This window comes from Aliiroseovarius crassostreae, from assembly GCF_025137635.1.
GTDB lineage: Bacteria > Pseudomonadota > Alphaproteobacteria > Rhodobacterales > Rhodobacteraceae > Aliiroseovarius > Aliiroseovarius crassostreae.
Genome location: NZ_CP080772.1, coordinates 2,616,027 through 2,641,712, shown reverse-complemented (window position 1 = coordinate 2,641,712; position 25,686 = coordinate 2,616,027). Strand labels below are relative to the sequence as shown.

Sequence of the window (25,686 nt, the reverse complement as noted above, 5' to 3'; positions counted from 1 at the left end):
GCGGATGCCTCTTCAGGGCACGATGCCCCGATAGGCGGGAATCTGCAAGTTATGGGTTAATATAGCTTTACCATTTTGCCGTTTTTGTGGCGGAACTGGTGCGGCAATGCATCATTGCTGGGAAAAGAAAAGGGCGACCCGTTGCAGGCCGCCCTTCAATTCTTAACGAATTTGCCGGTATTTCCGAGGGGTTACACCCAGGGGCGAGCCGCGGCAGCCTGTGCTTCAAAAGCGTCGATCGAGGCTTTCTTCTCCATCGTCAGGCCGATGTCATCGAGACCTTCCAGCAGGCAGTGTTTCTTGAACGCATCCACTTCAAACGCGATGGTCACGCCGTCCGAGGTGGTGATTTCCTGCGCTTCCAGATCCACGGTCATGCGCGCGTTTGCGCCCTTCTCGGCATCTGCCATCAGGATGTCGACCTGCTCTTGCGGCAGGACAATCGGCAGGATGCCGTTCTTGAAGCAGTTGTTGAAGAAGATGTCCGCAAAGCTGGTCGACACGACGCATTTGATGCCGAAATCGGCAATCGCCCACGGGGCGTGCTCGCGCGAGGAACCACAGCCGAAATTGTCGCCTGCGATCAGGATCTCGGCGTTACGGTATTGCGGTTTGTTCAGCACGAAATCTTCGATCTCGGTGCCGTCGCGGTTATAGCGCATCTCGTCAAACAGGTTCTTGCCAAAGCCCGTGCGTTGGATCGACTTCAGGAACACCTTTGGGATGATCATATCCGTGTCGATATTCACCAGCGGCATGGGGGCCGCGATACCTTGGAGTTTTTCAAACTTTTCCATTTTGCGGTCCTCTTAGATCAAGTCACGAACATCGGTCAGCTTGCCGGTCAGCGCGGCAGCGGCGGCCATGGCGGGCGACACCAGGTGGGTGCGGCCTTTATAGCCCTGACGCCCTTCGAAGTTGCGGTTCGAGGTCGAGGCGCAGCGCTCGTTCTCGGACAGCTGGTCGGGGTTCATCGCCAGACACATCGAGCAGCCTGCCAGACGCCATTCGAAACCGGCCTCTTCAAAGATCTCAGCCAGACCTTCTTCTTCGGCTTGCGCACGAACCAGACCCGAACCGGGAACGATCATGGCGCGCAGACCGTCCTTGATCTTCTTGCCTTTCACGACCTCGGCCACGGCCCGCATGTCTTCGATGCGGCCATTGGTGCAGGATCCGATGAACACGGTGTCGATTTCGATTTCGGTGAGTTTCTGACCGGGGGTCAGGCCCATATATTCGATCGAGCGGCGGGCAGCTTCGACCTTGCCGCCTTCGAAATCTTCGGGGTGCGGAACAACACCCGAAATCGGCAGCACATCCTCGGGCGAGGTGCCCCAGGTCACAACCGGCTCAATCTCTTCGCCTTTCAGCGTGACAACCTTGTCGAAATGCGCGCCTTCGTCGGTGAACAGCGTTTTCCAATACGCAACCGCCTGGTCCCACTGCGCACCTTTCGGGGCGTGCGGGCGACCTTTGCAGTATTCAAAAGTGGTCTCGTCCGGGGCGATCAGGCCCGCGCGCGCGCCGCCTTCGATCGCCATGTTGCAGACGGTCATGCGGCCTTCCATCGACAGATCGCGGATCGCTTCACCGCAATATTCGATGACATAGCCGGTGCCGCCGCCGGTGCCGGTTTCACCGATCACGGCCAGCGTGATGTCCTTGGCGGTCACGCCCGGCTTCAGCTTGCCGGTGATTTCCACCTTCATGTTCTTGGATTTCTTCTGGATCAGCGTTTGCGTGGCCAGAACATGTTCCACTTCCGAGGTGCCGATGCCGTGGGCCAGCGCACCAAACGCACCGTGGGTTGCGGTGTGGCTGTCGCCGCACACAACGGTCATGCCGGGCAGGGTCCAGCCCTGTTCCGGGCCAACGATGTGCACGATGCCCTGGCGCACGTCGGTCACCGGGTAGTAATGCACGCCAAACTCCTTGGCGTTGGTGTCAAGGGCGGCCACCTGAATGCGGCTTTCCTCGGTCATCTGCGCCGGGTCTTCGCGGCCCGCGGTGGTCGGCACGTTGTGGTCCGGCACGGCAATGGTCTTGTCCGGCGCGTGCACCTTGCGGCCAGTCATGCGCAGGCCTTCGAACGCCTGCGGGCTGGTCACTTCGTGCACCAGATGGCGGTCGATATAGAGAAGGCAGGTGCCATCGTCCGCTTCGTGGGCCACATGTGCGTCCCAGATTTTATCATAGAGTGTCTTCGGGGCGGTCATTTTCGCTCTCCGTGGATGGTCATGTTGTGAAGGGTGACAGGGATCATACGCCCGATCAAAGGCGATGCATCGGCGCCCGCATTCGGGGCGCAGCAGCTTATAGTCGGGCGAGCACGGCCTTCATGGCGCCGTGAAAGCGCCACGGCAAAAAGGCGTGGTCATCCATGTCAAAAATCCGAGTCATGCCGCCCAGATACTCTTTTGCGGCGTTCAGAGCAAGCCTGTGCGCATGTGAAACCGGTGCGCGCCGGGCTTTTATTGCGTGAACACGCGGTCTGGACGCAAGAAAACTCCCGTGACACAGTGGGGTTATGGAGCAGGACGAAGTCAAACCCCCACAAAGAACACATCCCAACGAGGCTGCCGCAGAACCGCCTGCCGAGCCCCCTGTGGAGGCACCCGCAGGTGGGCCAGCGGACGGGCCGGCAGACGGATCAGCCACGCCCCAGCAACCTGACCTGACGGACAGTGAAACCGTGGCAAGCCTGCGCGATCAGGTGGTTGACCTTGCACGGGACGGCGGAGATTTCCTGTTCAGCCTCACCCAGACATGGCGGCTGTATCAGGTTGCGATCATCGTGGCCCTTGCGGCACTGTCCTGGGTGCTGGGGCGTTTCCTTGATCCCAAGCTGGAAAACTGGCTGCGAGAGCGTGAAGGCTGGTCCAAGCGGCGCCTGCGCTTTGCCCTGCAACTGCGCAGACGGGCGCGGATGATCATATTCGTGCTGCTCTCATGGGTGACCGTGGTGGTGATGCGCGAGGTGACCTGGCCGTCGCGATCCTACCTGATCGGGCTGGTCTGCACCATTGCTCTGGCCTGGGTCGCGGTGGGGATTGCCTCTTTCGTGGTGGAAAACCGCGCGCTGCGCCGGGTGATCAAATGGGGGCTGTGGATCTATGTCACGCTGTTTTATGTCGGCGCAATTGACGAAGTGTCCGCGGTTCTGAACAATCTTGCGCTGTCGGTGGGTGACATGCGCCTTTCCCTTCTGGATGTGATCCGGGCGGTGGTGATCACCGGGACGCTGTTTGCCGTGGCCCGCATGTTCAGCCGCACCTCGTCTGAACAAATCCAGAAGAACGAGGATATTTCGCCCTCGATGCAGGTGCTGATGGTGAAGTTCCTGCAGATGGTGCTTTACGGCGCGGCTTTCTTCATCGGGTTGAAGGCGGTGGGGGTGGACCTGACCGGCCTTGCGGTCCTGTCCGGTGCCATCGGTGTCGGGCTGGGCTTTGGCCTGCAGAAAGTGGTGTCGAACCTTGTCTCCGGGGTGATCATCCTTCTGGACAAATCCATCAAGCCGGGGGACGTGATTTCGCTGGGCGAGACCTTTGGCTGGATCCAGCAATTGGGCGCGCGCTATGTCTCGGTGGTGACGCGTGACGGGCGCGAATACCTCATTCCAAACGAAGACCTGATCACCGGGCAGGTGGTGAACTGGTCGCATACCAACGCCTTTGTGCGGCTCGATATCTTTTTTGGCACCGCCTATGCCAATGACCCGCACAAGGTGCGCAAAATTGCGATCGCGGCGGCCAGTGGCGTCGACCGGGTGCTGAGCTTCCGCCCGCCTGTCTGCCACATCGTCGGCTTCGGTGACAGTTCGGTGGATTACATCCTGCGCTTCTGGATTGATGACCCGACCGGCGGGCTGACCAATATTCGCGGCAATGTCTATCTGGCGCTCTGGGATGCGTTTCAGGAAAACGACATCGACATCCCCTTCCCGCAACGCGAGGTGCGCCTGCTTGATGAGGCGCCCGGTGGCGCGGTTACGGACGCAGCCGACGGGGTGGGCGACGGGGCTCGGAAGGGGTGAGGGGATCCATGACGCGCGCGCGGCGCCGGCGTGGCGGCTCCAGCGGGGGCAACAGGTCTGCGGCCCGGCCCGGCCCAGCTTTTGGCACGGCTTCCAGCCGCGCAAACGGGTCTTCGCGCATTTTTTCCGGCGGGGTCTGTTCGGGGTTCAGATCGGGCAGGTAAAGCCCCTGCGTCCACCGTTCCGGCAGGCGGTCTATCGCTTTGTTCAGCAGATCAATCCCCCGCACGGCGCGTGAATATAGCTGCTCGGCCTTTGCCGGGTCGCGCGCTTTCAGGTGCTGAAACCGCTGGATGATGAAGGCGTCCACCGCCTCTGGCCCGACCGAGAAATAGGTGATGGCCGCAACCATGCCCGCCACCAGCAGCAGTGCCAGGATGAACAGGGGGTGGGCCACTGTCACCGCGGCGATCAGCGCGATGGCCAGAACCCGTGGCGTGCGTGGGTGGCGCAGCACCTGCCAGAGGAAACGCGCCAGCAGCCCCAATGTTTTGCGGCATTCCGCAAAGATCTTGCGCCCGATGCCCGGCCCTTGGCGTTTTGTCCTGGGGGCCTTTTTGCGGGCGGGGGTGGCAGGGGGATCGGCAGGGGATGGGGCCGGCTCTGCAAATTGCGTGCGGTCGGTGTCGGCCTCGGCGGTTGCGATCATGGTTTTGATGGAAGAATTGAGACTGTCCTCCCGACGGTCGGCCATAGGCGCGGCGGGGGAGGGGGAAGCTGAGGAAGGGGCAGGCGTGGTCGGGGCTGTGGCAGGCTGAGCCCTGTCCTTCTGCCCCGGCGTCGCAATTTCCCCATCAACAGAGGCCTCGCGCATCATGGCGCGGATTGCAGCCAGATCCGGGTCGAGATCTGATCCGGGGCTGTGCGGTTTTTCACCTGTCTGACGTCCAGTGTCTGGGGGGGATGTTTCAACCGGGGCTGTCTTCGTGGGGGAGGGTGCCCTGCGCGTGACGGTCTCCGGTGCGCCAGTTGCATCCTGCCCGGCGCCCTTGCTGCCCGCCTTCATAGTGCCGGCACCCGTGTTGGCTCTCGCTGTCGTGTTGATGCGCACATTGGTTCCCGTATTGATGCCCACTGTGTTGTCCGCTGATTGCGACATCGCTGTCCGTCGCTCCATGCAGTCCTCCCCGTATCGCGATGGTATCGCGCATGCCCACGTGCCGGTCCCATAGGATAGGGGCAAATCTGGGCAGGAATGTGGCAAAGGTATACGTGGCCCTTTTGCATCCATCTGATTTGATGTATCACCGCCCGTCATTGAGATCGTTCCCATCTGGTGTTACGATTCGTTTATGCCCAGCGCCGGGGCGGATCGGCGTGCTTTGATCGGAGGACTATGTCCTGTCTCTTGAAAATCAGGTCGCAGCAGTTTCGACCGCAGGAGGACCGCAAATGACGGTTCAGGTCCTGAAATCCGCCAAGGACGGTGCCCTGTTGGCGCACATCCTCAAATCCCTAGAAGAAGACAAAGCCGAAGATGTGGTGGTGATCGATTTGCAGGGCAAATCGGAAATGGCCGATCACATGGTCGTCTGCTCTGGCCGCTCGTCGCGTCAGGTTGCTGCAATCTCGGAAAAGCTGACCGACAAGATCAAGTCGGAATTTGGCATCTATTCCAAGGTTGAAGGCAAGGCGCAGGGGGATTGGGTTCTGATTGACGCGGGGGACGTGATCGTTCACGTGTTCCGCCCCGAAGTGCGGGAATTCTATCAGGTCGAGAAGATGTGGATGGAACCGGGTGTTGCCCCCACCCCTCCCGGTCCGGTGGATGTCACCAACCAAGAGGGCTGAGCCCGGACGAGGCCCAGATGCGTGTGCAAATCTGTGCTGTGGGGCGGCTGCGTGGCGGCCCCGAGCGCGATCTGATCGACGACTACCTCACACGGTTTGACCGCACCGGGCGGCCCCTTGGGCTTGGCCCGGCCAAAATCGTTGAGGTTGAGGACAAGAAAGGCGGCGGCATGAAGCCCGAAGCCGCCCTTTTGGAAAAATCCATCCCCAAAGGGGCGCTGATCTGCACCCTGGATGAGCGCGGCAAGCTGATGTCCTCTCCGGATTTCGCCAAGATGATCGCGCGCTGGCGGGATGACGGGCGGCAGGACGTGGCGTTTGTGATCGGCGGGGCCGACGGGATCGACCCGTCCTTGCGGGCGCAGGCCGATGCCTCGCTGTCTTTTGGCAAAATGGTCTGGCCCCATATGCTTGCCCGCGTCATGCTCACCGAACAACTTTACCGCGCGGCTTCCATTCTGGCAGGCAGCCCGTATCATCGGGTGTAATAAGGGGTGCAGGTAAGGGGGGCGTGCGTGGTGTTTGCAGGTCTGGATGATGTTCCATGGGCAACTTTTGAACATGCCTATGGATCAGCGGAGGATGTGCCGGGGCTGATCCGGGATCTGGTCTCGGAGGACGCGGATCGCGCAAATGCAGCCCTGGATGCGCTGTTTGGAAATATCTGGCATCAGGGAACGGTCTATCCTGCCAGTGCCCCTGCCGTGCCCTATTTGATCGAGGCGCTCGATCATGTTTCCCCCGATATCCAGGCTGCCCTGCTCAATTTGCTTGGCGATATGTCAGAAGGGCACGGGTATTACGACGTGCACCGCCATTACAAATGGGCGGATGAGGCGATGAGAGCGTCTTTTGTCGAGGATCCGGACCACCAGCTTCGAGAGGAAAAGGCCGTCGTCCGCCGGACAACTCTTGCTGTCTTTGAGGTGGCGGACAAGGCCTATCACCTGCTGAGCTGCTCCAATCCCGCGGTCCAGATGGCGGCGGCTGAGGTGCTGACCCGCCTTGCCCGCTGTGATCAACGCGACGCCGCGCCGGATGACCGGCCCGAAGCCTATCTTGGTGTTCGCCCCGAGGGCACAGAACAGGGGGCTTTTGCGGATCGGTGGATTGGCTGGGTCGCGGACGCGTTGGATCAGGGCAGATCGGAAATTGCGCCTGCGGTCCTGTTGCAGATTCTCGCCCGTCTCAACTGCAAATCCCATCCTGCCCTCCAACTTGACCGGGCTGCCGATGCGGCTCCGCTTGAGCGTTACGTGATCGTCGTGTTTCAGGCGGAGCAGGTGCTTGCCAAACAGCCCAGACTTCCACTGGAATTTGGTGCGCTCATCAAGCAGATGATGGCCGAGCGTGACACGCTTCAGGCTGACATGAAGGCAGTCGACTGGCCCTGGCCCCTTGGTGCGACGGAAACCCTGATGTCGCTGGTGCTGAGCCTGCCTGATGACTGTATTGATGACATGGCCCCGCTTTGCATCCCCCTGTTAACGGATCCGACCCTGATGTTTCGGTATGACCTGATCCTGTCGCTGATCCTTGGGGACAGGCGGCCCAACATCCCAACGGATCCCTGCACGCTCGGGTCCGGGCGTCGTCAGCTTGCATTGGCTTTTGTGGAAAAACCCCGCAACCCCGGAAATTTCTGGTTTTGGGCGAGGACCAATGGGAATGCCGCCGCCGCGTGCAAGCGGTTTGGGGTTCCCCATAGTCGGGCAAAGTGGAGGCAATGGCTGGGCGAGCGCGGGATCCTTGTTCGCCTGTTCAGGCGCGATGTTTGATCTTGTCTGCGTTGCCTTATGCAGGAATGCGGCCTAGAACATCCCCGAGCAGTCAATCCCAAAGCAAGGAACATCCCGATGAGCGCCCCGAAACCCGTAGTCCTGTGTATTCTCGACGGATGGGGGCTGCGTGAAGACACTGCCCATAATGCGCCCGCGCTGGCAACCACGCCAAACTTCGACCGGCTGATGGCCACCTGCCCGCATAACACCCTGATCACCCATGGTCCCGATGTGGGTCTGCCCACCGGTCAGATGGGCAATTCTGAGGTGGGGCACACCAATATTGGCGCAGGCCGCGTGGTGGCGATGGATCTGGGGCAGATCGACCTTGCCATCGAGGATGGCAGCTTTTTCGCGAATGAGGCGCTGGCCGAATTTGCCGCCAAGGTCAAAGCCGCCGGGGGCACGGCCCATATCGCCGGGCTGACCAGCCCCGGGGGGGTGCATGCGCATCAGGACCACCTTGTTGCCGCCGCAAAGGCGCTGACCGATCAGGGATTGCAGGTGGCGATCCATGCGATCACCGATGGGCGCGACGTGGCACCCCAAAGCGCGCGTGCGCAGATTGCCGCGTTCCAGGCAGCCCTGCCCGAGGGCGCACAGATCGTCACCCTGTCCGGGCGTTACTTTGCCATGGACCGTGACAATCGCTGGGAACGGGTCTCGCTTGCCTATAAAGCCATGGTGCTGGGGCAGGGCACACGGTTCAGCAGCGCCGATGGCGCCATCGGATCGGCCTATAACAATGACACCACGGATGAGTTCATTCGTCCGGTTGTGTTGGAGGATTTCGACGGGATGAAGGATGGCGATGGCCTCTTCTTCATCAACTTCCGCGCCGACCGCGCCCGTGAAATCCTGCGCGCCATTGGCGAACCGGGCTTTGCCGAATTTGATCCCGGCCCGCGCCCCAACCTGTCGGCGCTGCTTGGCATGGTGGAATATTCCGATGCCCATAACGCCTATATGACCACCTGCTTCCCGAAACGTGACATCGTGAACACGCTGGCCGAATGGGTGGCCAAGCAGGGCAAGACCCAGTTCCACACGGCTGAGACCGAAAAATATCCCCATGTCACCTTCTTCCTGAATGGCGGCAAAGAGGATCCGGTCGAGGGCGAGGTGCGCTATATGGCCGCCAGCCCCAAAGTGGCCACCTATGACCTGCAACCGGAAATGTCCGCACCCGACGTGACCGAACATTTCGTGGAGGCCATCGAAGCGGGCTATGACCTGATCGTCACCAACTACGCCAACCCCGACATGGTTGGCCATACCGGGGATCTGAACGCCGCCATCGCCGCCTGCGAGGCCGTGGATGACGGGCTTGGCCGGGTCATGGCGGCGCTGGAAAAAGTGGGCGGCGCGATGATTGTCACCGCCGATCACGGCAATTGCGAAACCATGTGGGATGAGGACACGGGCGGTCCGCATACCGCACATACCACAAACCCGGTGCCGGTGATCCTGTTTGGCGGTCCGCAAGGGGCTACGCTGGGCCATGGCCGCCTTGCGGATCTTGCCCCGACGCTGCTGGAGCTGATGGGCTTGCCGCAACCTGCGGAAATGACCGGCACCAGCCTGTTGGGGAGCGCATGACCCCGTGAAGCTGATCGCGCGCCTTCTTGCTGTCTGCCTTGCCTGCCTGCCTGCCGGACAGGGTCTGGCACAGGCGGGTCCGGCCGCGGATGCGCGCGCGGCCATGATCTCGCTCGAAATGGCCGGGGCTGCGCTGGAAGAGGCAAAATCCGCCCGTGACCGGGTGGCGGCGCTGACCCAGACGGTGAAAGCCTATGAGGCGGGGCTGGCAGCTCTGCGCGAAGGGCTGCGGCGCGCGCGCCTGCGCGAGGCGACCATCCAGGGCGCGTTTGATGCCGAAAGCGAACGGCTGGCGCAGCTTCTGGGGGTGCTCCAGACCATCGAAAAGGCACCGGAACCGTCGCTGCTGATCCATCCTGACGGGCCGATTGGCACCGCCCGGTCGGGCATGATCCTGTCGGATGTGGCGCCCGCGTTGCAGCAGCAGGCCGAAACCCTGCGCGAAGGACTGGAAGAGCTGGCCACCATCCGCGCGCTGCAGGAAGGGGCGCTTGAGACCCTGCAGGACGGGTTGAAAGGGGCGCAGACGGCCCGCGCCGAACTGAGCCAGGCCATCGCCTCGCGCACCGAACTGCCCCGCCGTTTCGTGCAGGATGAACAGGCGATGCGCACCCTGATTGCCAGCTCCGACACATTGGCCAGTTTCGCCAGCGGCCTCCTGTCCGATCCGGCCAGCCATCAAAGCGGCGGCGCCCTGCAGGATTTCGCCTCGTCGAAAGGGCGGTTGAAACTGCCGGTGCTGGGACGGGTCCTGCGCCAGTTTGACGAGGCGGACGCCGCCGGGGTCGAACGCCCCGGCTGGATCGTGGCCACCCGGCCGCTTTCACTCGTGACCACGCCCTGGCCGGCCACGATCCGTTACCTTGGTCCGCTTCTGGATTACGGCAATGTGGTCATTCTTGAGCCGGGGGACGGGTATCTGCTGGTGCTGGCCGGGCTGGGCCAGCTTTATGGCGAGGTGGGTGAAGTGATCGCGCAGGGGGCTCCGGTTGGCCTGATGGGCGGGGCGGGGCAGGGTTCCCCGGACAATGCGCCAGATCCATCGGCAGAAACCGGCACAGATCAAGCGTTTTTGATCGAAGTTGCGCAAGGTGCTGGCGCAGAAGCGTCAGAAACGCTTTATATAGAGTTGAGAGATAACCAAAGGCCAGTGGACCCGGCAGAGTGGTTCGCGGCAGGTAAGGATTGAAATCAGATGAAGAAATTCGTGATGGCCGCGCTGGGCGGCACATTGGCGGGCGCGCTGCTGACCACACAGGTCGCCGCTCCGCTTTTGGCGCAGGACAGCGGGCGCGGCAACACGGTCTATGAACAGCTCGACCTGTTCGGTGATGTGTTTGAACGCATCCGTGCGCAATACGTGGAAGAGGTCGATTCGAAAGAGCTGATCGAGGCGGCGATTGACGGGATGCTGTCGTCGCTGGATCCCCATTCAAGCTACCTGTCCGCCGAAGATGCGGCGGATATGCGGGTGCAGACCCGCGGGTCCTTTGGCGGCCTTGGGATCGAAGTGACCCAGGAAGAAGGCTTTGTGCGCGTGGTCACGCCAATGGATGGCACCCCGGCTGACAAGGCGGGCATGGAAGCCGGTGATTTCATCACCCATGTGGATGGGGAGAGCCTGTTGGGGCTGACCCTTGACGATGCGGTGGAACTTCTGCGCGGCCCGATCGGGTCCGAGATCATCGTGACCGTGGTGCGAGAAGGGGTGGAAGAGCCGTTTGACGTGTCGATCATCCGTGACACGATCAAGCTGACCGCCGCCACCGCCCGCACCGTGGGCGACACGGTGGTGCTGCGCGTGACCACGTTTAATGACCAGACCACGCCGAACCTGACGGACGGCCTGAAGCGCGAGGTTGAGGCGCTGGGTGGTATCGACAAAGTGTCAGGCTTCGTGCTGGATCTGCGCAACAACCCCGGTGGCCTGCTCGATGAGGCGATCTCTGTCTCTGATGCGTTTCTTGAGAGCGGCGAGATTGTCTCGACCCGTGGCCGTGTCGCAGGTGAAAGCGAGCGCTGGAATGCAGCGGCGGGTGACCTGACCAATGGCAAACCGCTGGTGGTGCTGATCAATGGCGGATCTGCGTCTGCGTCTGAGATTGTGGCCGGTGCGCTGCAAGATCACCACCGCGGCATTGTGGTGGGCACCAAGAGCTTTGGCAAAGGGTCGGTGCAGACCGTGATGCCGCTGCCGTCCAATGGCGCTATGCGCCTGACCACCGCACGGTATTACACCCCGTCGGGTCGCTCGATCCAGGCGCTGGGCGTCAGCCCCGATATCGTCGTGGAACAGCCGCGCCGCAACCCCGATGCGACGGAAGAGGAAGAGGCCCGCAATCCGCGCACCGAGGCCGATCTGCGCGGCAGCCTGGGCAATGACAGCCTGACCGAGGATGAGCGTCGCCAGATCGAAGAGGAACGCGAAACCGCCGAGGAAACCGCAAAGCTGCGCGCCGAGGATTTCCAACTCTCCTACGCGGTCGACCTGATCCGTGGCCTTGCCACGATCGAACAGGCCGGGCTGACCAAACAGGCCAGCGCGCAATAAGGGCTCTGAAAACGGGTGGATATTGTGACACCAGCAAAAGGCCGCCCCTGATCGGGCGGTCTTTTTGCGTTTGAATTCAGAACGGTGTAACAGAAAGCAAGAGATTTGAGGAAAAGCGGAAATGACGCCAGAAGAGATTGCAAAACTTCCCTATCGCCCCTGTGTCGGCATCATGCTGGCCCATGCGGATGGCCGCGTGTTCGTGGGTCAGCGTCTGGATGCGCCGAAACTGGGCACCAAAGCGGCCTGGCAGATGCCGCAGGGTGGCGTGGATGAGGGCGAGGACCCTCGCGATGCTGCCTTGCGTGAGCTGTGGGAAGAGACCGGCGTGACCGCTGATCTGGTTGAGGTTGAGGCCGAACTGCCCGATTGGCTGCCCTATGACCTGCCGCATGACATCGTGCCGAAGATCTGGAAAGGTCGCTATCGCGGCCAGAAACAGCGCTGGTTCCTGCTGCGCTTCAAGGGGTCGGACAAGGATGTGAACATCGCCACCGAACACCCGGAATTTTCCCAATGGCAATGGATGCCCGCCAATCAGGTGGTGGACAATATCGTGCCGTTCAAACGCGAGATCTATGCCAAAGTGGTGGATGGTTTCGCGGCTTACCTTTGATCAACGGAGCACGCCGATGCGCTTTCTGATTGCAGCTGTTTTCACCGTCTTTGCCGCCCCCGCGCTGGCATTGTCCTGTATGCCCTATAACGCGGTGCAGGCCTTTCTGGATGCCCAGGACAGCCCGGACGACTATCTGGTGGTGCTGGGCACACTTCGTTTCGACAAGGCAGATTTGCCGCAGGGGGGGCTGGCAGGTCAGACGGAAACCCAGCCCGACAATGTTTTTCCAGCCCGGCTGGAAGGGCATAGCCTTGCACGGCGCGGGTTTGTGCTCCCGTTTCGTGAGGACATCACCGCCAATGTGCAATGCTACGGTCCGTGGTGTGGCGGATTGACGGATGGAGAGGTCTATCTGGCCTTTCTGAAACGAACGGATGCGGGATATCTTTTGGAAACCAACCCCTGCGGTGGGTTTGCCTTTGGCGATCCGGATCCGGATATGTTGTCACGGGTCAAGGCCTGCATGCGTGGATCGGGATGTGATCCGGAACTGCCGGTACGCTGACCTTAACTGACCTGAGCTGATCGGGCCGGGCTGGCGGGGCGCCCGCGTTGACACTCTGGGCGCGCGCTCGGTGGCCTCGCGATGCTCGGTCAGGGGCGTTGCCCCTCGCCTCTGCGAGGCTCACCTAAAGTGTTTCGACTTATTATTGAGACACAATAATGAGGCGAAACGCTCGAAACCTACTGATGTTGCGGGCGTTTCGAAATCAACTTGTGTCCCAAGTTAATCTCGAAACGCTTTAGGATATTTTTGACCAGAAAATAAAGTCTGGCGGTGGCGCGGTGGCGCTAGGTGTGGTTTTTTCTGTCGCTCGGCGGGAAACCGGCTATAAGGCGCGCAACAGAGAAACAGGAGCTGCCCGCCATGTCCACCATGCCTTTTGATCGTTCCATCAAGATTGCCCCATCGATCCTTTCTGCGGATTTTGCCAATTTCGGGCAGGAAATTCAGGCGATTGAAGCGCAGGGCGCCGATTGGGTGCATGTGGATGTGATGGACGGGCATTTCGTGCCGAACCTGACTTTTGGACCGCCCGCGGTGAAGGCGTTTCGGCCGCATGTGAAAACCTTCATGGATGTTCACCTGATGATTGCGCCGGTCGATCCTTACATCGAAGCTTATGCCGAGGCGGGTGCGGACATGATCACCGCCCATGTTGAGGCCGGACCGCATATCCATCGCACGCTTCAGGCCATCAAGGCGCAGGGAGTGCAGGCGGGGGTCTCGCTCAATCCCGGAACACCGCTGGAGAGTATCGAGCATGTGCTCGACCTCGTGGATATGGTGCTGATCATGACCGTGAACCCGGGATTTGGCGGGCAGAAATTCATCCATTCCGGGGTCGAGAAAACCCGCCGGCTGCGTCAGATGATCGGAGATCGTGACATTCACATCCAGATTGATGGCGGTGTGACCACGGAAACCGCGCCGTTGGTGGCTGAGGCCGGCGCTGACGTGCTGGTGGCCGGGTCCGCTGTCTTCAAGGGTGGTTCGGTCGCAAAGCCCGAGATCTATGGCGAGAATATTCGCGACCTGCGGGCCGCAGCCGAGGCCGCGCTGGGCTGAGCGCCACCGCGGTAATTTCCGATCCGTAAAGAGGGCTTCCGGCAGGCCCTCTTTTTTCTTGCCTAAAATACCTCGGGGTGAGCGGCAAAGCCGCGAGGGGCAGCGCCCCTTAATGCATCTCGGCTTTTTCCTGCCGCCGGGTCTGAGCCTATGCGGGGAACGGTGGTTGTTTTCTGTGGAATGATACATGCGAATGTGTCTATATTAAACCTTAACAGGAGAAGGACTAACTTGCATGACCCGAATGATCCCCGCCGCCGTCACCCTGGCGCTGCTTGCAACTCCGATATGGGCGGATGAGGAGATTGCGGACCAATATCCCGGCTCCGTGTTGTATGAAAAACCGGTTGAAGTGATCCCGGATGTCTGGACCGCCATCGGCGCCACAGCGCCGCCGACTTACGAAAATGCCGGCCATAACAATAACCTCAGCTTTATCGTGACCGGGGATGGGGTGATCGTGATCAATGCCGGTGCTAATGTGAAACTGGCCGCGGCTCTGCATGACGAGATCCGGAAAATCACCGACCAGCCTGTGAAGCTGGTGATCAATGAAAACGGGCAGGGCCACGCCATGCTGGGCAATAATTACTGGACCGAGCAGGGGGTTGAGGTGCTGGCCCATGTGGACGCGGCTGAGGTGTTCGAACATGACAATGGCATGTTGCTGCAGCAGATGCAGGGCTACGCCAGGGAAAACTCGGAAGGCACCGATCCCACCGGCCCAACCCGCACCTTTGATGATCGTGAGGTGATCACCATGGGGCGGTTCACCATCGAGGTGCTGCATCTTGGCCCCGCCCACAGCCCCGGCGATACCCAGGTCTGGATCCCGGACGAAGGGCTGATGATTGCCGGGGACATGGCGTTTCACAACCGGATCCCACCGATCTTTGAAGACACCTGCACAAGCTGCTGGATCGAAACCTGGGAAACGAGCTTCGCCCCGCTGAACGCCACCTATGTCATTCCGGGGCACGGCTACCCGACCAATATGGCGCAGGTCGAAGATCACACAATCGGGTATCTCAAACACCTGCGCAGCAGGATCGGCGCGCATCTGGAAAATGGCGGCACGCTGGAAGATGCCTATTACGTGGATCAGTCAGCCTATGCGCATCACGATACGTTTGGCGAACTGGCGACGAAGAATGCGGGCCAGGTCTTTTCTGAAATGGAGTTTGAGTAAGGTCCCGCCCCAAGCTTCAGAGCGCTTCGGGTTGAAGGGGACACAGTGGGCTAAGGTCAGACCCTGCGTGCGAGCGTGTCCGCCCCCCGGCTGACAGCTCTCGTAGTGGTGTGAATTGCCCCGTGGCAGCTTGAGGCCAAACGTATCAGGGCTGCGCGCGCAACTGATCCAGCACCTCGCCGCAGGGAAATCCATCTGCCGGATATCCCGCGGCAACCTGCCAGCTGCGCAGTGCACGATGCGTGTTCGGCCCCGCCAACCCATCGGCCCCCCGGGTGTCATGCCCAAGCGCGGTCAGCCGCTCCTGTAACTCGCGCATATCTGCACGAGACAGAACCCGCTGCCCCGCCGGCCAGGGGCGGGTGAATTTCTTGTTGCCGTCAATCCGATGGGCCAGGCAGCCGACGGACAGGGCGTAGTGAACCGAGTTGTTATAGGCCAGGAACACGTTGAAATTGTGATAGGCCAGATAGGCCGGGCCCTGTGCCCCCGCCGCCAGCAGCACCATTGCATCCCCGTAATCCACCGGTTGCAACCCGCGCGGGGACCGCACACCGTGCTCTGCCCATTCGGCCACGGGGCGCACCTGATCGCGCCCGGTCAGAGACAGGTCAAACCCGTCCGGCAGATACATTTCTTCGCCGCAGGGCTGCCCGCTGCGCCACCCATGTTCCCGCAGGTAATTGGCGATCGAGGCCAGCGCATCCGTCGGATCCTCCGCCCAGATGTCACGCCGCCCATCGCCGTCATGATCCACCGCATATTTCAGATAGCTTGAGGGCATGAACTGCCCGTGCCCCATGGCCCCGGCCCAGGACCCCAGCATCTTTTCAGGCGCAATGTCACCTGCCTGAACGATGTGCAAAGCCGCAACCAGCTCATCGGCGAAGAACGCTCTGCGTTCGCCGGCAAAGGCCAGAGTGGCCAGGGCCGAGATCACCGGATAGTCCCCGCGATTGGCACCGAAACCTGTCTCCAGGCCCCAGATCGCGAGAACCGCATCCGCCGAGACGCGATAGGTTTCTTCAAGCTCCCCCATCAGCGGGCGGTATTTGCGCAATGCCTTGCGCCCTTTGCGCACACGTTCGTCGGAAACAGTGATTTCAAGGTAGTCATGCACTGAGAGCAGAAGCTCTTTCTGGTTGGCCTGACGGTCCAGAACTTCGGGCAGGTATTGTGCGATTTCAAGGAACCGGTTGCGGGTCCGGGCGCGCAGCCGTTCATCCTGCAGGCGCAGGGCGAACTCCTCTTTCCATGAGGTAAAACTTCTGTCCCTTTCGTCGATCACGGCAAATCCCTCTCAGATCGATCCCTTAAACATGCGATCAGCATCATTGGTCTGTCAAAACGAGATACCTCACTTTCTTGTGAGTTTCCGCTTTAATTTTGCCTGTTTGTGCTTGCCGCGATTGGCTTTGCGCTTGACCACACGCCCCCGGCGCCCGCGCCCGCCCTTTGGCAGCGGGGCGCCATTCAGGGTCAGGAGGTCGAGCATCACGCCGCCTGTGGTGGGCACCGCTTCGGCCAGCCGCACGGTCACGCGCCCGCCAACCCCCAGCGTGAGGCCGGAATGCTCTCCGGTCAGGGTCTGTTCCTCGCCATCATAGCGGAAATATTCGGTCCCGATGCCCGCCACCGGAACCAGCCCGTCGGCGCCGGTATCATCCAGTCGCACAAAAACGCCAAACCGCTGCACCCCCGAGATTCGCCCGGTAAACTCATTGCCCAGCCGTTCCGAAAGATACGAGGCGAGGTAGCGATCATTGGTGTCGCGCTCGGCCAGCATCGACCGGCGTTCGGTTTCGGAAATATGTTCTGCGGTGGCTTCAAGCTGTTCAATATCGACCGGCGACAGCCCGTCTTTGCCCCAGCCATGACCGGTGACAAGGGCGCGGTGCACAATCAGGTCGGAATAACGCCGGATCGGGCTGGTGAAATGGGCGTAGCTCCTCAGGGCCAGACCAAAATGGCCAAAGTTTTCAGGGTGGTAATAGGCTTGTGTCATCGACCGCAGGGTCGACATGTTCACCAGCTCGTCAAATTCGGTGCCTTCGGCCTGCGCCAGCAGGTTGTTCAGGTGACGCGTCTTCAGAACCTGCCCCTTGGCCAAGGTGAACCCGGAGGCCTGTGCCACCTCGCGCAGGGCGTCGAGCTTCTGCGGGCTGGGCTCTTCATGCACCCGGAACAGAAGCGGGCGTTTGAGCCGGGTCAGCTCCTCTGCCGCCGCCACATTGGCAAGGATCATGAACTCTTCAATCAGCCGGTGCGCATCAAAACGCTCGGCAAAGCGCACGCTTTCCACCTTGCCCTCGTCACTCAGGATGATCTTGCGTTCTGGCAGATCCAGATCCAGCGGCTGGCGATCGGCACGGGCAAGTTTGGTTGCGGCATAGGCGGCGTAAAGCGGCGCAATCACCTCCTCCATCAAAGGCGCACATTTCTCGTTCGGATTGCCATCCTGCGCGGCCTGCACCTCGGCATAGTTCAGCGAGGCGGCGGATTTCATCAAACCGCGGATAAAGCTGTGGCGGATCTTGTGACCTTGCGCATCCAGCACCATGCGCACGGCAATACAGGCGCGCGGCACGCCTTCATGCAGCGAACACAGATCGCCCGACAGACGGTCAGGAAGCATCGGCACAACACGGTCCGGGAAATAGGTGGAGTTGCCACGCTTGCGGGCCTCGTGATCCAGCGCCGATCCCGGCGTCACGTAATGCGCCACATCGGCAATGGCGACCCAGACCACATGTCCGCCCGGGTTTTTCGGGTTGTCATCCGCATGGGCATAGACCGCGTCATCATGGTCGCGTGCATCATGCGGGTCGATGGTGATCAAGGGCAGGTGCCGCAGATCCTCGCGCCCCGAAAGGCCCGCAGGCTTCTGCCGGTCCGCATCCTCAATCACCGAATCCGGGAACCGGTCGGGAATGCCGTGCTGGTGGATGGCAATCAGGCTGACGGCCTTGGGGGCAGAAGGATCGCCAAGCCGGGCAATGATCCGCGCCTTGGGCAGCCCCATCCGTGCCTTTGGCCCAACCTGCTGCGCTTCGACAAGTTCGCCATCGCGCGCCCCTTCGTCCGACCCCGGGGGCACCATCCACTCCCGGTCTGCCCCCTTGTCGACAGGCACGATCCGCCCGCCCTCGGCACCTGCGCGGAAAAGACCCAGAATGGTGCGGGGATTGGTGCCGATCTTCCGGATAAGCCGCCCTTCATAGGCGTGCTCTTCTCCGTCGATCTCGGTCAGGCGCGCCAGAATGCGATCGCCTTTTCCAAGTGCGGGTTCGGAGGTCTTGGTGATCATCAGCACCCGCGGCATGGCCCCTTCGCCCTGCCACTCCAGGGGCGTGGCAAAGAGATCGCCATCCCGATCCACATCTTCCACCAACAAAACGGCAACCGGCGGCAGCTTGTCCTTTTCGCGATAGGTTTTCTTTCGCTTCTGTAGATGCCCCTCGGCTTCCAGCTCTTTCAGGATCCGCTTGAGGTCAATCCGCGCAGCTCCCTTGATCCCGAAAGCTTTGGATATGTCGCGCTTCGAGGTGAGGGTCGGGTTGTCGGTGATCCATTGCAGGATCTCGGCTTTGGTTGGCATCTGTTTCATGACCTGCCCCTATCACAGAGAGTTGTAATGAGAAAGCGCCCGCGTGGCGTCACAAGGGCAGAGTTGCTCCCGCGCCCTTACGCCCTTGCGGGCGACAGGCTTGGGCGTGGCCTCGCTGCGCTCGGTTCATTCCTGCCTGCGCCGCTGCGCGCCGTGCTGGGGCTTTGCCCCCGAGCCTGCGGCTCTCCCCCAGGATATTTCCAGCAAGAGGAAGATGGCAGGTGCTCTTTTCCTCTTGCCGAAAATATCCCGGGGTGAGCGAGCTCGCCTCGCGAGGGGCAGCGCCCCTGGCAGGCTCACAACGTGAGCCACCGGTTGCGGCGGCGGAGCGACGCGGAGGACGCCCGCTGACATAGATCAAGACGTGGCGAAATACTTGTGCATCAGCGCTTTGTAGATTGCTTTCAGCTGCTGGATCTGGACCACCTCTACCCGCTCATCCACCTGGTGCATCGTTTTGCCGACGAGGCCGAATTCTACCACCGGGCAATGGTTTTTGACAAACCGTGCGTCCGAGGTGCCGCCCGAGGTGGAGAATTCGGGGCGGCGGCCGGTCTCGGTTTCGACGGCATCTGCCACCAGGTCTGACAGGGTGCCGGGGGGGGTCACAAAACTTTCGCCCGACACTTTTATCTGCAGTTCGATCTCGATCCCGGTATCTGCAGCGATCCGGCTGGCTTCCTGGTGCAGCCATTGGCTCAGCATGTCAGAGCTGTGGGCGTCGTTGAACCGGATATTGACCGTGGCGCGGGCCTCGGCCGGGATCACATTGGTGGCCGGGTTGCCCACATCCATGGTGGTGACCGCCAGGGTGGAGGCATCAAAGTGATCGGTGCCGTGATCGAGCACATGGGCGTCCAGGTCTGCGATCAGCCGGGCCAGAGCGGGCACCGGATTTTTGGCGCGGTGAGGGTAGGCGGCGTGACCCTGCACACCTTTCGCGGTGAAATACGCGGTCATCGACCCTCTTCGGCCGATCTTCATCATCTCACCCATTTCATTCGGGCAGGTGGGTTCGCCGACGATGCAGTCGGTCATGACCTCGCCTTCGGCCTGCATCCAGTCCAGCAGAGCGACGGTTCCGTCGGTGGCATCCCCTTCTTCATCCCCGGTGATGGTAATCACCAGCGCAGCATTGTCGGGGGCGTCTGCGACAAAGTCGATGGCGGCGGCAACCCAGGCGGCGACGCCGGATTTCATATCGGTCGCCCCGCGCCCCCATAGCAGGCCATCGCGGATTTCCCCCCCGAACGGGTCCACTGTCCAGGCGGTTTCATCCCCCACCGGCACCACATCCGTATGTCCGTTGAAACCCAGTGTGCGAGCGTTTTTCGCCCCCCAGCGCGCAAACAGGTTCGGCGTGCCGGCCCGATCCACCCGGGTGCAGGCAAATCCCGCAGCCGACAGCATGTCTTCAAGCAATGCCAATGCGCCGCCTTCTTCGGGGGTGACCGATGGGCATTGGATCAGGCGTTGGGTCAAGAGGACGGGATCGGTGGGGGATGCGGTCATGGGGAACTCCTTTCCCCATCCCTTAGCGCGTTGTGGGGCAAAGGAAAACCGGGGGATCATCGCTGTGGGGAAAATGCGTCACTTGGCGCGAAGCTTTGGGAAAAGCACAACGTGAGGGTTAACAAAGCGTCAATTCTGCGCCATAGTTGGGGCAATAATATGACCCGAGGCAGGGTAAAGAGCTGAAAAACAAGCACAAAAGTGCAGCGGCTCAATATGCAGTGATCCATGAAAAGGCCGAAATAAGGCCTGTGATTCCTGTGCTTTTGCCTCATGAAAGGGGCAGGAGGCAGATCATGGTCGCGGCGTCGGAGCTTTCGATCAACACAAATGCAAGTGCCTTGGCCATGGCGGAAACCATCATGGGCGATGGTGTCACCGTGACCGGTGCGTCTTATTCGGGCGACAATCGCAGCTCGGGTATTTTCTCCGGCGGGGATGAAACCTCGCCCGGTGTGACTCCCTCTGACAGCGGTGTCATCCTTTCGACGGGGCGGGCGACGAATTTTACCAATTCCTCGGGGCAGGCGAACCAGGATAACAACCAATCGTCAAATATGCGGCGCGGTATTGACCGGGACGATGATTTTGACGCGTTGGCGGGTGCGCGCACCTATGACGCCTCTTTTATCGAGATTGATTTCATCCCCGACCCGGAGACGAATTTCATCTCGTTGCAGTTCGTATTCTCATCGGACGAATACCCGGAATACATCAACTCGATCTACAATGACGTGGTGGGGATCTGGGTGGATGGCCAGCCGGTCGACCTGTCGTTTGGCACCTCAAGCGTGACCAATGTGAACGAGGTCGATAACCAGAACCTCTATAACGACAATACCGGCGACCAGTTCAATACCGAGATGGACGGGTTCACGGTCACCATGTCGGTCAAGATCCCGGTTACCTCGGGCGAGGTGAACTCGCTGAAGATCGGCATCGCGGACGTGTCGGACAGCAGCTATGATTCCAACCTTCTGATTGCCGCCAAAAGCGGACAGTCGGCGCTTCTGGCCTTTGATGATACGGCCAGCCTGCTGGGGGACCAGACCAAGGTGATCGACGTCATGGCAAATGATGACGTGGCGCCCGGGCTGAGTGCCACGATCACCCATATCAACGGAATTGCCGTGTCCCCCGGCGATACGGTGACCCTGGCCACCGGGCAGACCGTGGGGCTGAACGCGGATGGCACGCTGACGCTTGTGGGCGATGGCACCGACGAAAGCTTCTCCTTCACATATACCCTTACCGGAGACCCGTCAGGGGTCAGCGATGTGGGGATGGTTACCGTGGATGCGGTGCCCTGTTTCGTGGCAGGCACATTGATCGAACTGGCAGACGGACGGGCGGTGCCGGTGGAAACCCTGACGCCGGGGGACATGGTGCTGACCCATGACAATGGCCCCCAGCCGCTGCGCTGGATCGGCTGTCGTCGTGTCCCCGCCCAGGGTAAGTTTGCCCCGATCCATATTGCTGCAGATACGTTTGGCGATCACGACCACCTGCTTGTGTCACCGCTGCACCGGATCCTGATCCGCGATGTCCTGGCCGAGCTTCTGTTCGGCGAGCGCGAGGTGCTGGTTGCGGCGCGCGATCTGGTCAATGACCTGACCGTGCGGCGGATCGAAGGGGAGGAGGTGGTGTATGTCCACATCCTGTTCGACCAGCATCAGGTGGTCTATTCACAGGGGCTTGCCACCGAGAGTTTCCTGCCCGGCCCGCAGGCGACAAACAGTCTTGAACATGACGCGGTGGAAGAAATCTGCGCGCTGTTCCCTGAGCTTGATCCCCTGACCGGCGCGGGATACTCCCCGGCCGCCCGCCGCACCCTGCGCCCGTTTGAGGCGCGGCTTCTGGCGGCGCAGGGCCACGCGGCGTAAGGAAAGATGGAATGACAGGGCATCGGCAAGCTGAGGACAGGCGGGGGGCAAAGACAGCGTTGCGCTCTGATCCGTCCGCAGCGCGGCTTGTTGCCAAATCGCGCACGCTTCTGGCGGGGCCGGTTTCCTGGATCGGTGTCCGGGGGGCGGGAAAGCTGTGGTTCAACCGCTGTGGCCTTACCAACGGCGGCGGGGATATTTCCCCGGCGGCTGCCTGTCCGACCTCATCTGATCCGGGCCCACAGGGGCTGATTGCCACCGGAACCATCGTGATCGAAGCCCGGCTGGAGCCCTGGCCCGGCCAGCCCGCCCCGGTGCTGCGCTATGGCGCGCGCGAGGGATGGCTGCGCGGGATGATGATCACCTATCACCCGGATGACCACCGGGTTGTGGTGGATATGGTGCAGGGGGATGAGCTGCGCCGTGCCTCGGTTCATGTGGCGCCGATCATCGGCGAATGTGACCTGCGCATCACCTATAGCTGGGATGCCCCGTGCCGGTCGGGGGTTTTGAGTGTTGAGCATCTTGAAGCCGAGACCCTGCACCAGACCCGTTTTCGCGATCCACTGCCGCTGCCCTATTCTGATGCGGAGCGGATGCTGCGGGGGCAGGCCGTGGCCGGGGAGCGGGGCAAGATCCTGATGCTTGGGATCGCGCGCGGTATCGCGCCCGTGGCGCTGGCGCCCGGCCTTGCCAGTGGCAGTCTGATCGACACACCGATGGGGCCACGTGCGGTGGAAACCCTGACGGCCGGAGATCTTGTGCTCAGCACCTCGGGTGAGGTGCACCGGGTCCGTCATCTGGCCAGTCGGCAGGTTCCGGCAGTGGGGTTGATGCGCCCAATGACATTGCGTGCGCCTTTCATGGGCCTGTCGCGGGATCTGGTGTTGTCACCCGATCAACGCCTTGTTCTGACAGGGAGTGACGCGGAATATCTTTACGGCGGGGATGCGGTGATGATCCAGGCGCGGCACCTGCATCATTTCCGCGCTGCAAGCCAGCATGAAACCGGCCCGCTGATCCGATATCATGCGGTCCTGCTGGACAGCCATGAATGCCTGTCAGTGCAGGGGCTGTGTGCCGAAAGCCTGTTTGTGGGGCCGATGGTGCCGGATATCCTGCGCACCACGGTTCTGTCCGGGTTGCCGCCCCTCTCCGTGCCAATTCACAAGCTGATGCCCACGCCCACCCTGTCCCAGTTCGAGGCCCGCAATCTGGTCAGCGCCATTTACGCGTGATCCCTCTGGACCCGTGCTGGTTGCGCGCGTAGCATCCCGTCAAATCATTTATGCCCCGTTCGGGGAAAGGAGATACGGATGAGAAAACTTCTGCTGGCGCTTGCCCTGATGCCGCTTGCCGCCTGTTTTGATGCGGACATGACCTTTACGGTTGAAGACAGTGACAACGCCAAGATGCATGCGGTGATGCGCATGGGGCCGGAGCTTTACGGCATGATTGCCGCTTCGGGGGAAGACCCCTGTGAAGAAGGTGTGGGGGAGGTGCTGGCGGATGGTGGCTATACCTGCACCATCGAAGAAAGCGATACGATCGACAATATCATTGCCGAGCTGAACGAAGGGGTGTCCGAGGACAGCGAAAACCCGATGGATATGGGCGAAGGCTTTGCGCTGGAGCGGCTGGAGAACGGGCATATCAAGGTGGCCTTCGATCTGGGCAGCATGAATGATGACATGGCAGAACAGGGGATGGACCCGCAGATGATGGAGGGCATGATGCAGGCGTTTACCGGGCGTCAGATCTCGATCACCGTGGTGGGACCGGAGGTGGTTGAGACCAATGGTGTGCTGGCTGAAGACGGGAAGTCGGCGTCGATGGTGATCCCGCTGACCAAGCTGTTTGCGCCGGAGAATGACCTGCCGGACAGTTTTGACGTGGTGATCAACCCGAACTGATCTGTGGTCAAAAGTTTTGCGAAGGGCAGGTTTTGGGACCTGCCCTTTTTGTTTGAGACAGGCTTGCCTGTCGGCGGGGGTCGGCAGGTTTTCTTTAGAAAACTAGAAAACTAGAAAACTAGAAAACTAGAAAACTAGTTTTGTTAAAGCGTCCGGCCTATTCCCTGAAACATCATGTGGCGCGAATGTCCCGAGAATGCGAAGCATGGCAGGGTATTCGTGCCTCAGGTTTAAGGTCGGGCGCTCTAAAGCGTTTCGGTTTTAACCTGACACAGGGCAAAACCGAAACGCGGCAAGAGATATCAATGTCGTGGGTGTTTCGGAAGAAACATGTGTGTCAAGTTTATCCCGAAACGCTTTAGGCATGAGGAGCGACAAGGCGCCCCTCCTCTTGAAGGGGTTTCCGGTATTGTTGTGAGCCAACACTACCGGGAAATGTTTTAGCCAATCAGATCCCGCACCGTCGTCGCCAATTCCCCCGGCGCCTCGACAAACGCATCTGCCGCTGACAGGTCATCCGCGCCGCCATAGCCCCAGCCCACGGCGATGAATTTCATGCCCACGTCGCGCGCCGCTTTCAGGTCGTAATGGCGATCGCCCACCATCACGGACTTTGCCGGATCATTGCCGGTGATTGTCAGCGCATGGGCCAGCAATTCACCCTTGTCATTGCGGGTGCCATCAAGCTCCGGGCCAAACTCCTGCGTCATATGCGGTGCAATGTCGTAATGGGCGGTGATTTTCTTTGCATAGGCATGGGGCTTTGCGGTGGCGAGGTGCATCTGGTGACGGGCGCCGATTTCGGTCAGGGCTTCCAGAATACCGCCGTAAACCGTGCAGTCGAACATGCCTTTGCCGGTATAGGCCGTGCGGTAATGTGCCAGCGCCGCTTCTGGGTCGGGCGCTCCCAGCCGTTCGAAGCTCCATAACAGGGCGGGACCGATGCACCATGTCAGATCATCGGCAGGTGGCACGGGCAGGCCCAGCTCACGCAGCGCATATTGGATGCTTTCAGTGATGCCTTTCTTGGGGTCGGTCAGGGTGCCGTCCAGATCCCAGTAAACCGCGCCCCCGGTCCGGGTCATGCTTCACCCGCTGCATCATCCAGACGCTCGCCATCAAAAAACGGGGTCATCTGCGCGATGACCACCGAGTTTTCAGCCAGGGCGCGTCCCATCAGCTTGCGCTCTTCCGCAGGAATATCGTGTCCTTCCGCCAGCCGGTCATCCAGCGCGCCGTAGCCCGACACATCCAGCGGGGCCAGATCGGCCTGTTTCAGGATCGCAACCGTTTCGCGCACCGCTTCCGCTTCGTCTACACCTGACGCATAGCAGACCAGCGCGCCCCCGGTGGCCTCATCCGGCAACCCGTCCCCCTCCTTGCGGCCCACTTCGACCAGCAGCGTATAGACCTGCTGTTTCTTCTTCGGCTTGGCCGCAGCTTTCGGATTCTGGGTCATCATGCTCTCCTGCAGCAGGATTGGGATCTGTCTTTCACATGCCGAAAAATCTGCGAAAGGTCCAGCCCTCTGATGTCGCCTGCGCTGTTGCAGGAAGGCAAGAGGCGCGGGGGTATCGTTTTCCTACCCTAGCCCCGCGTTCCCAAAGGGTATAGAGCGGGCGACACTGTAGG

At 61.0% G+C, this 25,686-nt stretch carries 22 protein-coding genes; 14 read left to right on the top strand and 8 right to left on the bottom strand.

Features of this window, described 5'->3' with window-relative positions; genetic code table 11:
* Positions 1-191 precede the first annotated feature (191 nt).
* A complete protein-coding gene (leuD, locus tag K3J57_RS12665; protein ID WP_259796176.1) occupies positions 192-797 on the bottom strand; it encodes a 3-isopropylmalate dehydratase small subunit in 606 nt (201 codons plus the stop codon).
* A 12-nt stretch (positions 798-809) separates the two neighbouring features.
* Positions 810-2,219 carry a 3-isopropylmalate dehydratase large subunit gene (gene leuC, locus K3J57_RS12660; protein ID WP_259775982.1) on the bottom strand — a complete coding sequence of 470 codons (1,410 nt, stop codon included), beginning with the start codon at positions 2,217-2,219 and terminating at the stop codon, positions 810-812.
* A gap of 311 nt (positions 2,220-2,530) precedes the next feature.
* Between leuC and K3J57_RS12655 the strand changes: the two genes are divergently transcribed.
* A complete protein-coding gene (locus K3J57_RS12655) occupies positions 2,531-4,039 on the top strand; it encodes a mechanosensitive ion channel family protein (RefSeq protein WP_375542808.1) in 1,509 nt (502 codons plus the stop codon).
* Here the strand turns inward: K3J57_RS12655 and K3J57_RS12650 are convergent.
* A complete protein-coding gene (locus K3J57_RS12650) occupies positions 3,993-5,156 on the bottom strand; it encodes a hypothetical protein (RefSeq protein ID WP_259796173.1) in 1,164 nt (387 codons plus the stop codon). The two genes, K3J57_RS12655 and K3J57_RS12650, sit on opposite strands and share 47 nt — an antisense overlap.
* Positions 5,157-5,431: 275 nt before the next feature.
* Between K3J57_RS12650 and rsfS the strand changes: the two genes are divergently transcribed.
* The 10 genes from rsfS (at position 5,432) to K3J57_RS12600 (ending at position 15,139) form a co-directional block, all read left to right on the top strand.
* Positions 5,432-5,830 (top strand): ribosome silencing factor, encoded by a 399-nt coding sequence (rsfS, locus tag K3J57_RS12645; protein ID WP_074963626.1) that lies wholly within the window; start codon positions 5,432-5,434, stop codon positions 5,828-5,830.
* Positions 5,831-5,847: 17 nt separating this feature from the next.
* Positions 5,848-6,318, top strand: coding sequence for a 23S rRNA (pseudouridine(1915)-N(3))-methyltransferase RlmH (rlmH, locus tag K3J57_RS12640; RefSeq protein WP_055192779.1), 471 nt, complete (start codon positions 5,848-5,850; stop codon positions 6,316-6,318).
* 27 nt (positions 6,319-6,345) lie between these two features.
* A complete protein-coding gene (locus K3J57_RS12635) occupies positions 6,346-7,608 on the top strand; it encodes a HEAT repeat domain-containing protein (protein ID WP_259796170.1) in 1,263 nt (420 codons plus the stop codon).
* A 78-nt stretch (positions 7,609-7,686) separates the two neighbouring features.
* A complete protein-coding gene (gene gpmI, locus K3J57_RS12630; RefSeq protein WP_259796167.1) occupies positions 7,687-9,210 on the top strand; it encodes a 2,3-bisphosphoglycerate-independent phosphoglycerate mutase in 1,524 nt (507 codons plus the stop codon).
* Positions 9,211-9,223: 13 nt separating this feature from the next.
* The gene (locus tag K3J57_RS12625) at positions 9,224-10,399 is read left to right on the top strand and encodes a murein hydrolase activator EnvC family protein (protein ID WP_259797785.1); all 1,176 of its coding nucleotides are present in this window, start codon (positions 9,224-9,226) and stop codon (positions 10,397-10,399) included.
* A 6-nt stretch (positions 10,400-10,405) separates the two neighbouring features.
* A complete protein-coding gene (locus tag K3J57_RS12620) occupies positions 10,406-11,761 on the top strand; it encodes a S41 family peptidase (protein ID WP_259775977.1) in 1,356 nt (451 codons plus the stop codon).
* Between the two features lie 121 nt (positions 11,762-11,882).
* Positions 11,883-12,377: an RNA pyrophosphohydrolase gene (locus K3J57_RS12615; RefSeq protein ID WP_259792191.1), complete on the top strand. Its 495-nt coding sequence runs from the start codon at positions 11,883-11,885 to the stop codon at positions 12,375-12,377.
* A 16-nt stretch (positions 12,378-12,393) separates the two neighbouring features.
* Complete coding sequence (locus K3J57_RS12610; RefSeq protein ID WP_259796165.1) at positions 12,394-12,885, top strand: hypothetical protein; 492 nt, start codon at positions 12,394-12,396, stop codon at positions 12,883-12,885.
* 372 nt (positions 12,886-13,257) lie between these two features.
* The gene (rpe, locus tag K3J57_RS12605; protein WP_259787067.1) at positions 13,258-13,950 is read left to right on the top strand and encodes a ribulose-phosphate 3-epimerase; all 693 of its coding nucleotides are present in this window, start codon (positions 13,258-13,260) and stop codon (positions 13,948-13,950) included.
* Positions 13,951-14,194: 244 nt separating this feature from the next.
* A complete protein-coding gene (locus tag K3J57_RS12600) occupies positions 14,195-15,139 on the top strand; it encodes an MBL fold metallo-hydrolase (protein ID WP_259794943.1) in 945 nt (314 codons plus the stop codon).
* Between the two features lie 145 nt (positions 15,140-15,284).
* Here K3J57_RS12600 and K3J57_RS12595 read toward each other — a convergent pair whose 3' ends face one another.
* The 3 genes from K3J57_RS12595 to dapE all read right to left on the bottom strand — a co-directional run bounded on the left by K3J57_RS12595 (position 15,285) and on the right by dapE (position 20,258).
* Positions 15,285-16,427, bottom strand: coding sequence for a lytic murein transglycosylase (locus K3J57_RS12595; protein WP_259792187.1), 1,143 nt, complete (start codon positions 16,425-16,427; stop codon positions 15,285-15,287).
* Positions 16,428-16,496: 69 nt separating this feature from the next.
* Complete coding sequence (rnr, locus tag K3J57_RS12590; protein WP_259796162.1) at positions 16,497-18,746, bottom strand: ribonuclease R; 2,250 nt, start codon at positions 18,744-18,746, stop codon at positions 16,497-16,499.
* A gap of 357 nt (positions 18,747-19,103) precedes the next feature.
* On the bottom strand, positions 19,104-20,258 hold the full coding sequence (dapE, locus tag K3J57_RS12585; protein ID WP_259792184.1) for a succinyl-diaminopimelate desuccinylase: 1,155 nt from the start codon (positions 20,256-20,258) through the stop codon (positions 19,104-19,106).
* Between the two features lie 296 nt (positions 20,259-20,554).
* Between dapE and K3J57_RS12580 the strand changes: the two genes are divergently transcribed.
* From K3J57_RS12580 to K3J57_RS12570, 3 genes are all read left to right on the top strand, one after another.
* A complete protein-coding gene (locus tag K3J57_RS12580) occupies positions 20,555-22,141 on the top strand; it encodes a choice-of-anchor L domain-containing protein (RefSeq protein WP_259796160.1) in 1,587 nt (528 codons plus the stop codon).
* An 11-nt stretch (positions 22,142-22,152) separates the two neighbouring features.
* Complete coding sequence (locus K3J57_RS12575) at positions 22,153-23,379, top strand: Hint domain-containing protein (protein ID WP_259796157.1); 1,227 nt, start codon at positions 22,153-22,155, stop codon at positions 23,377-23,379.
* A gap of 78 nt (positions 23,380-23,457) precedes the next feature.
* Complete coding sequence (locus tag K3J57_RS12570) at positions 23,458-24,054, top strand: hypothetical protein (RefSeq protein WP_259778265.1); 597 nt, start codon at positions 23,458-23,460, stop codon at positions 24,052-24,054.
* A 440-nt stretch (positions 24,055-24,494) separates the two neighbouring features.
* Here K3J57_RS12570 and K3J57_RS12565 read toward each other — a convergent pair whose 3' ends face one another.
* Positions 24,495-25,139, bottom strand: a complete 645-nt coding sequence (locus K3J57_RS12565) for an HAD hydrolase-like protein (RefSeq protein ID WP_259796155.1) — start codon at positions 25,137-25,139, stop codon at positions 24,495-24,497.
* Complete coding sequence (locus K3J57_RS12560; protein WP_055192878.1) at positions 25,136-25,513, bottom strand: DUF8846 family protein; 378 nt, start codon at positions 25,511-25,513, stop codon at positions 25,136-25,138. Before K3J57_RS12560 ends, K3J57_RS12565 begins: the two co-directional genes overlap by 4 nt.
* Positions 25,514-25,686 lie beyond the last annotated feature (173 nt).

Bases quoted from the DNA above. Each gene is read 5' to 3' on its own strand.
- K3J57_RS12620 (WP_259775977.1), top strand. From the start codon at position 10,406: ATGAAGAAATTCGTGATGGCCGCGCTGGGCGGCACATTGGCGGGCGCG.
- rpe (WP_259787067.1), top strand. From the start codon at position 13,258: ATGCCTTTTGATCGTTCCATCAAGATTGCCCCATCGATCCTTTCTGCG.
- K3J57_RS12655 (WP_375542808.1), top strand. From the start codon at position 2,531: ATGGAGCAGGACGAAGTCAAACCCCCACAAAGAACACATCCCAACGAG.
- K3J57_RS12615 (WP_259792191.1), top strand. From the start codon at position 11,883: ATGACGCCAGAAGAGATTGCAAAACTTCCCTATCGCCCCTGTGTCGGC.
- K3J57_RS12570 (WP_259778265.1), top strand. From the start codon at position 23,458: ATGAGAAAACTTCTGCTGGCGCTTGCCCTGATGCCGCTTGCCGCCTGT.
- K3J57_RS12610 (WP_259796165.1), top strand. From the start codon at position 12,394: ATGCGCTTTCTGATTGCAGCTGTTTTCACCGTCTTTGCCGCCCCCGCG.
- K3J57_RS12560 (WP_055192878.1), bottom strand. From the start codon at position 25,513: ATGACCCAGAATCCGAAAGCTGCGGCCAAGCCGAAGAAGAAACAGCAG.
- K3J57_RS12580 (WP_259796160.1), top strand. From the start codon at position 20,555: ATGGTCGCGGCGTCGGAGCTTTCGATCAACACAAATGCAAGTGCCTTG.
- gpmI (WP_259796167.1), top strand. From the start codon at position 7,687: ATGAGCGCCCCGAAACCCGTAGTCCTGTGTATTCTCGACGGATGGGGG.
- dapE (WP_259792184.1), bottom strand. From the start codon at position 20,258: ATGACCGCATCCCCCACCGATCCCGTCCTCTTGACCCAACGCCTGATC.
- rnr (WP_259796162.1), bottom strand. From the start codon at position 18,746: ATGAAACAGATGCCAACCAAAGCCGAGATCCTGCAATGGATCACCGAC.
- K3J57_RS12600 (WP_259794943.1), top strand. From the start codon at position 14,195: ATGATCCCCGCCGCCGTCACCCTGGCGCTGCTTGCAACTCCGATATGG.
- leuD (WP_259796176.1), bottom strand. From the start codon at position 797: ATGGAAAAGTTTGAAAAACTCCAAGGTATCGCGGCCCCCATGCCGCTG.
- K3J57_RS12565 (WP_259796155.1), bottom strand. From the start codon at position 25,139: ATGACCCGGACCGGGGGCGCGGTTTACTGGGATCTGGACGGCACCCTG.
- rlmH (WP_055192779.1), top strand. From the start codon at position 5,848: ATGCGTGTGCAAATCTGTGCTGTGGGGCGGCTGCGTGGCGGCCCCGAG.
- rsfS (WP_074963626.1), top strand. From the start codon at position 5,432: ATGACGGTTCAGGTCCTGAAATCCGCCAAGGACGGTGCCCTGTTGGCG.
- K3J57_RS12575 (WP_259796157.1), top strand. From the start codon at position 22,153: ATGACAGGGCATCGGCAAGCTGAGGACAGGCGGGGGGCAAAGACAGCG.
- leuC (WP_259775982.1), bottom strand. From the start codon at position 2,219: ATGACCGCCCCGAAGACACTCTATGATAAAATCTGGGACGCACATGTG.
- K3J57_RS12650 (WP_259796173.1), bottom strand. From the start codon at position 5,156: ATGGAGCGACGGACAGCGATGTCGCAATCAGCGGACAACACAGTGGGC.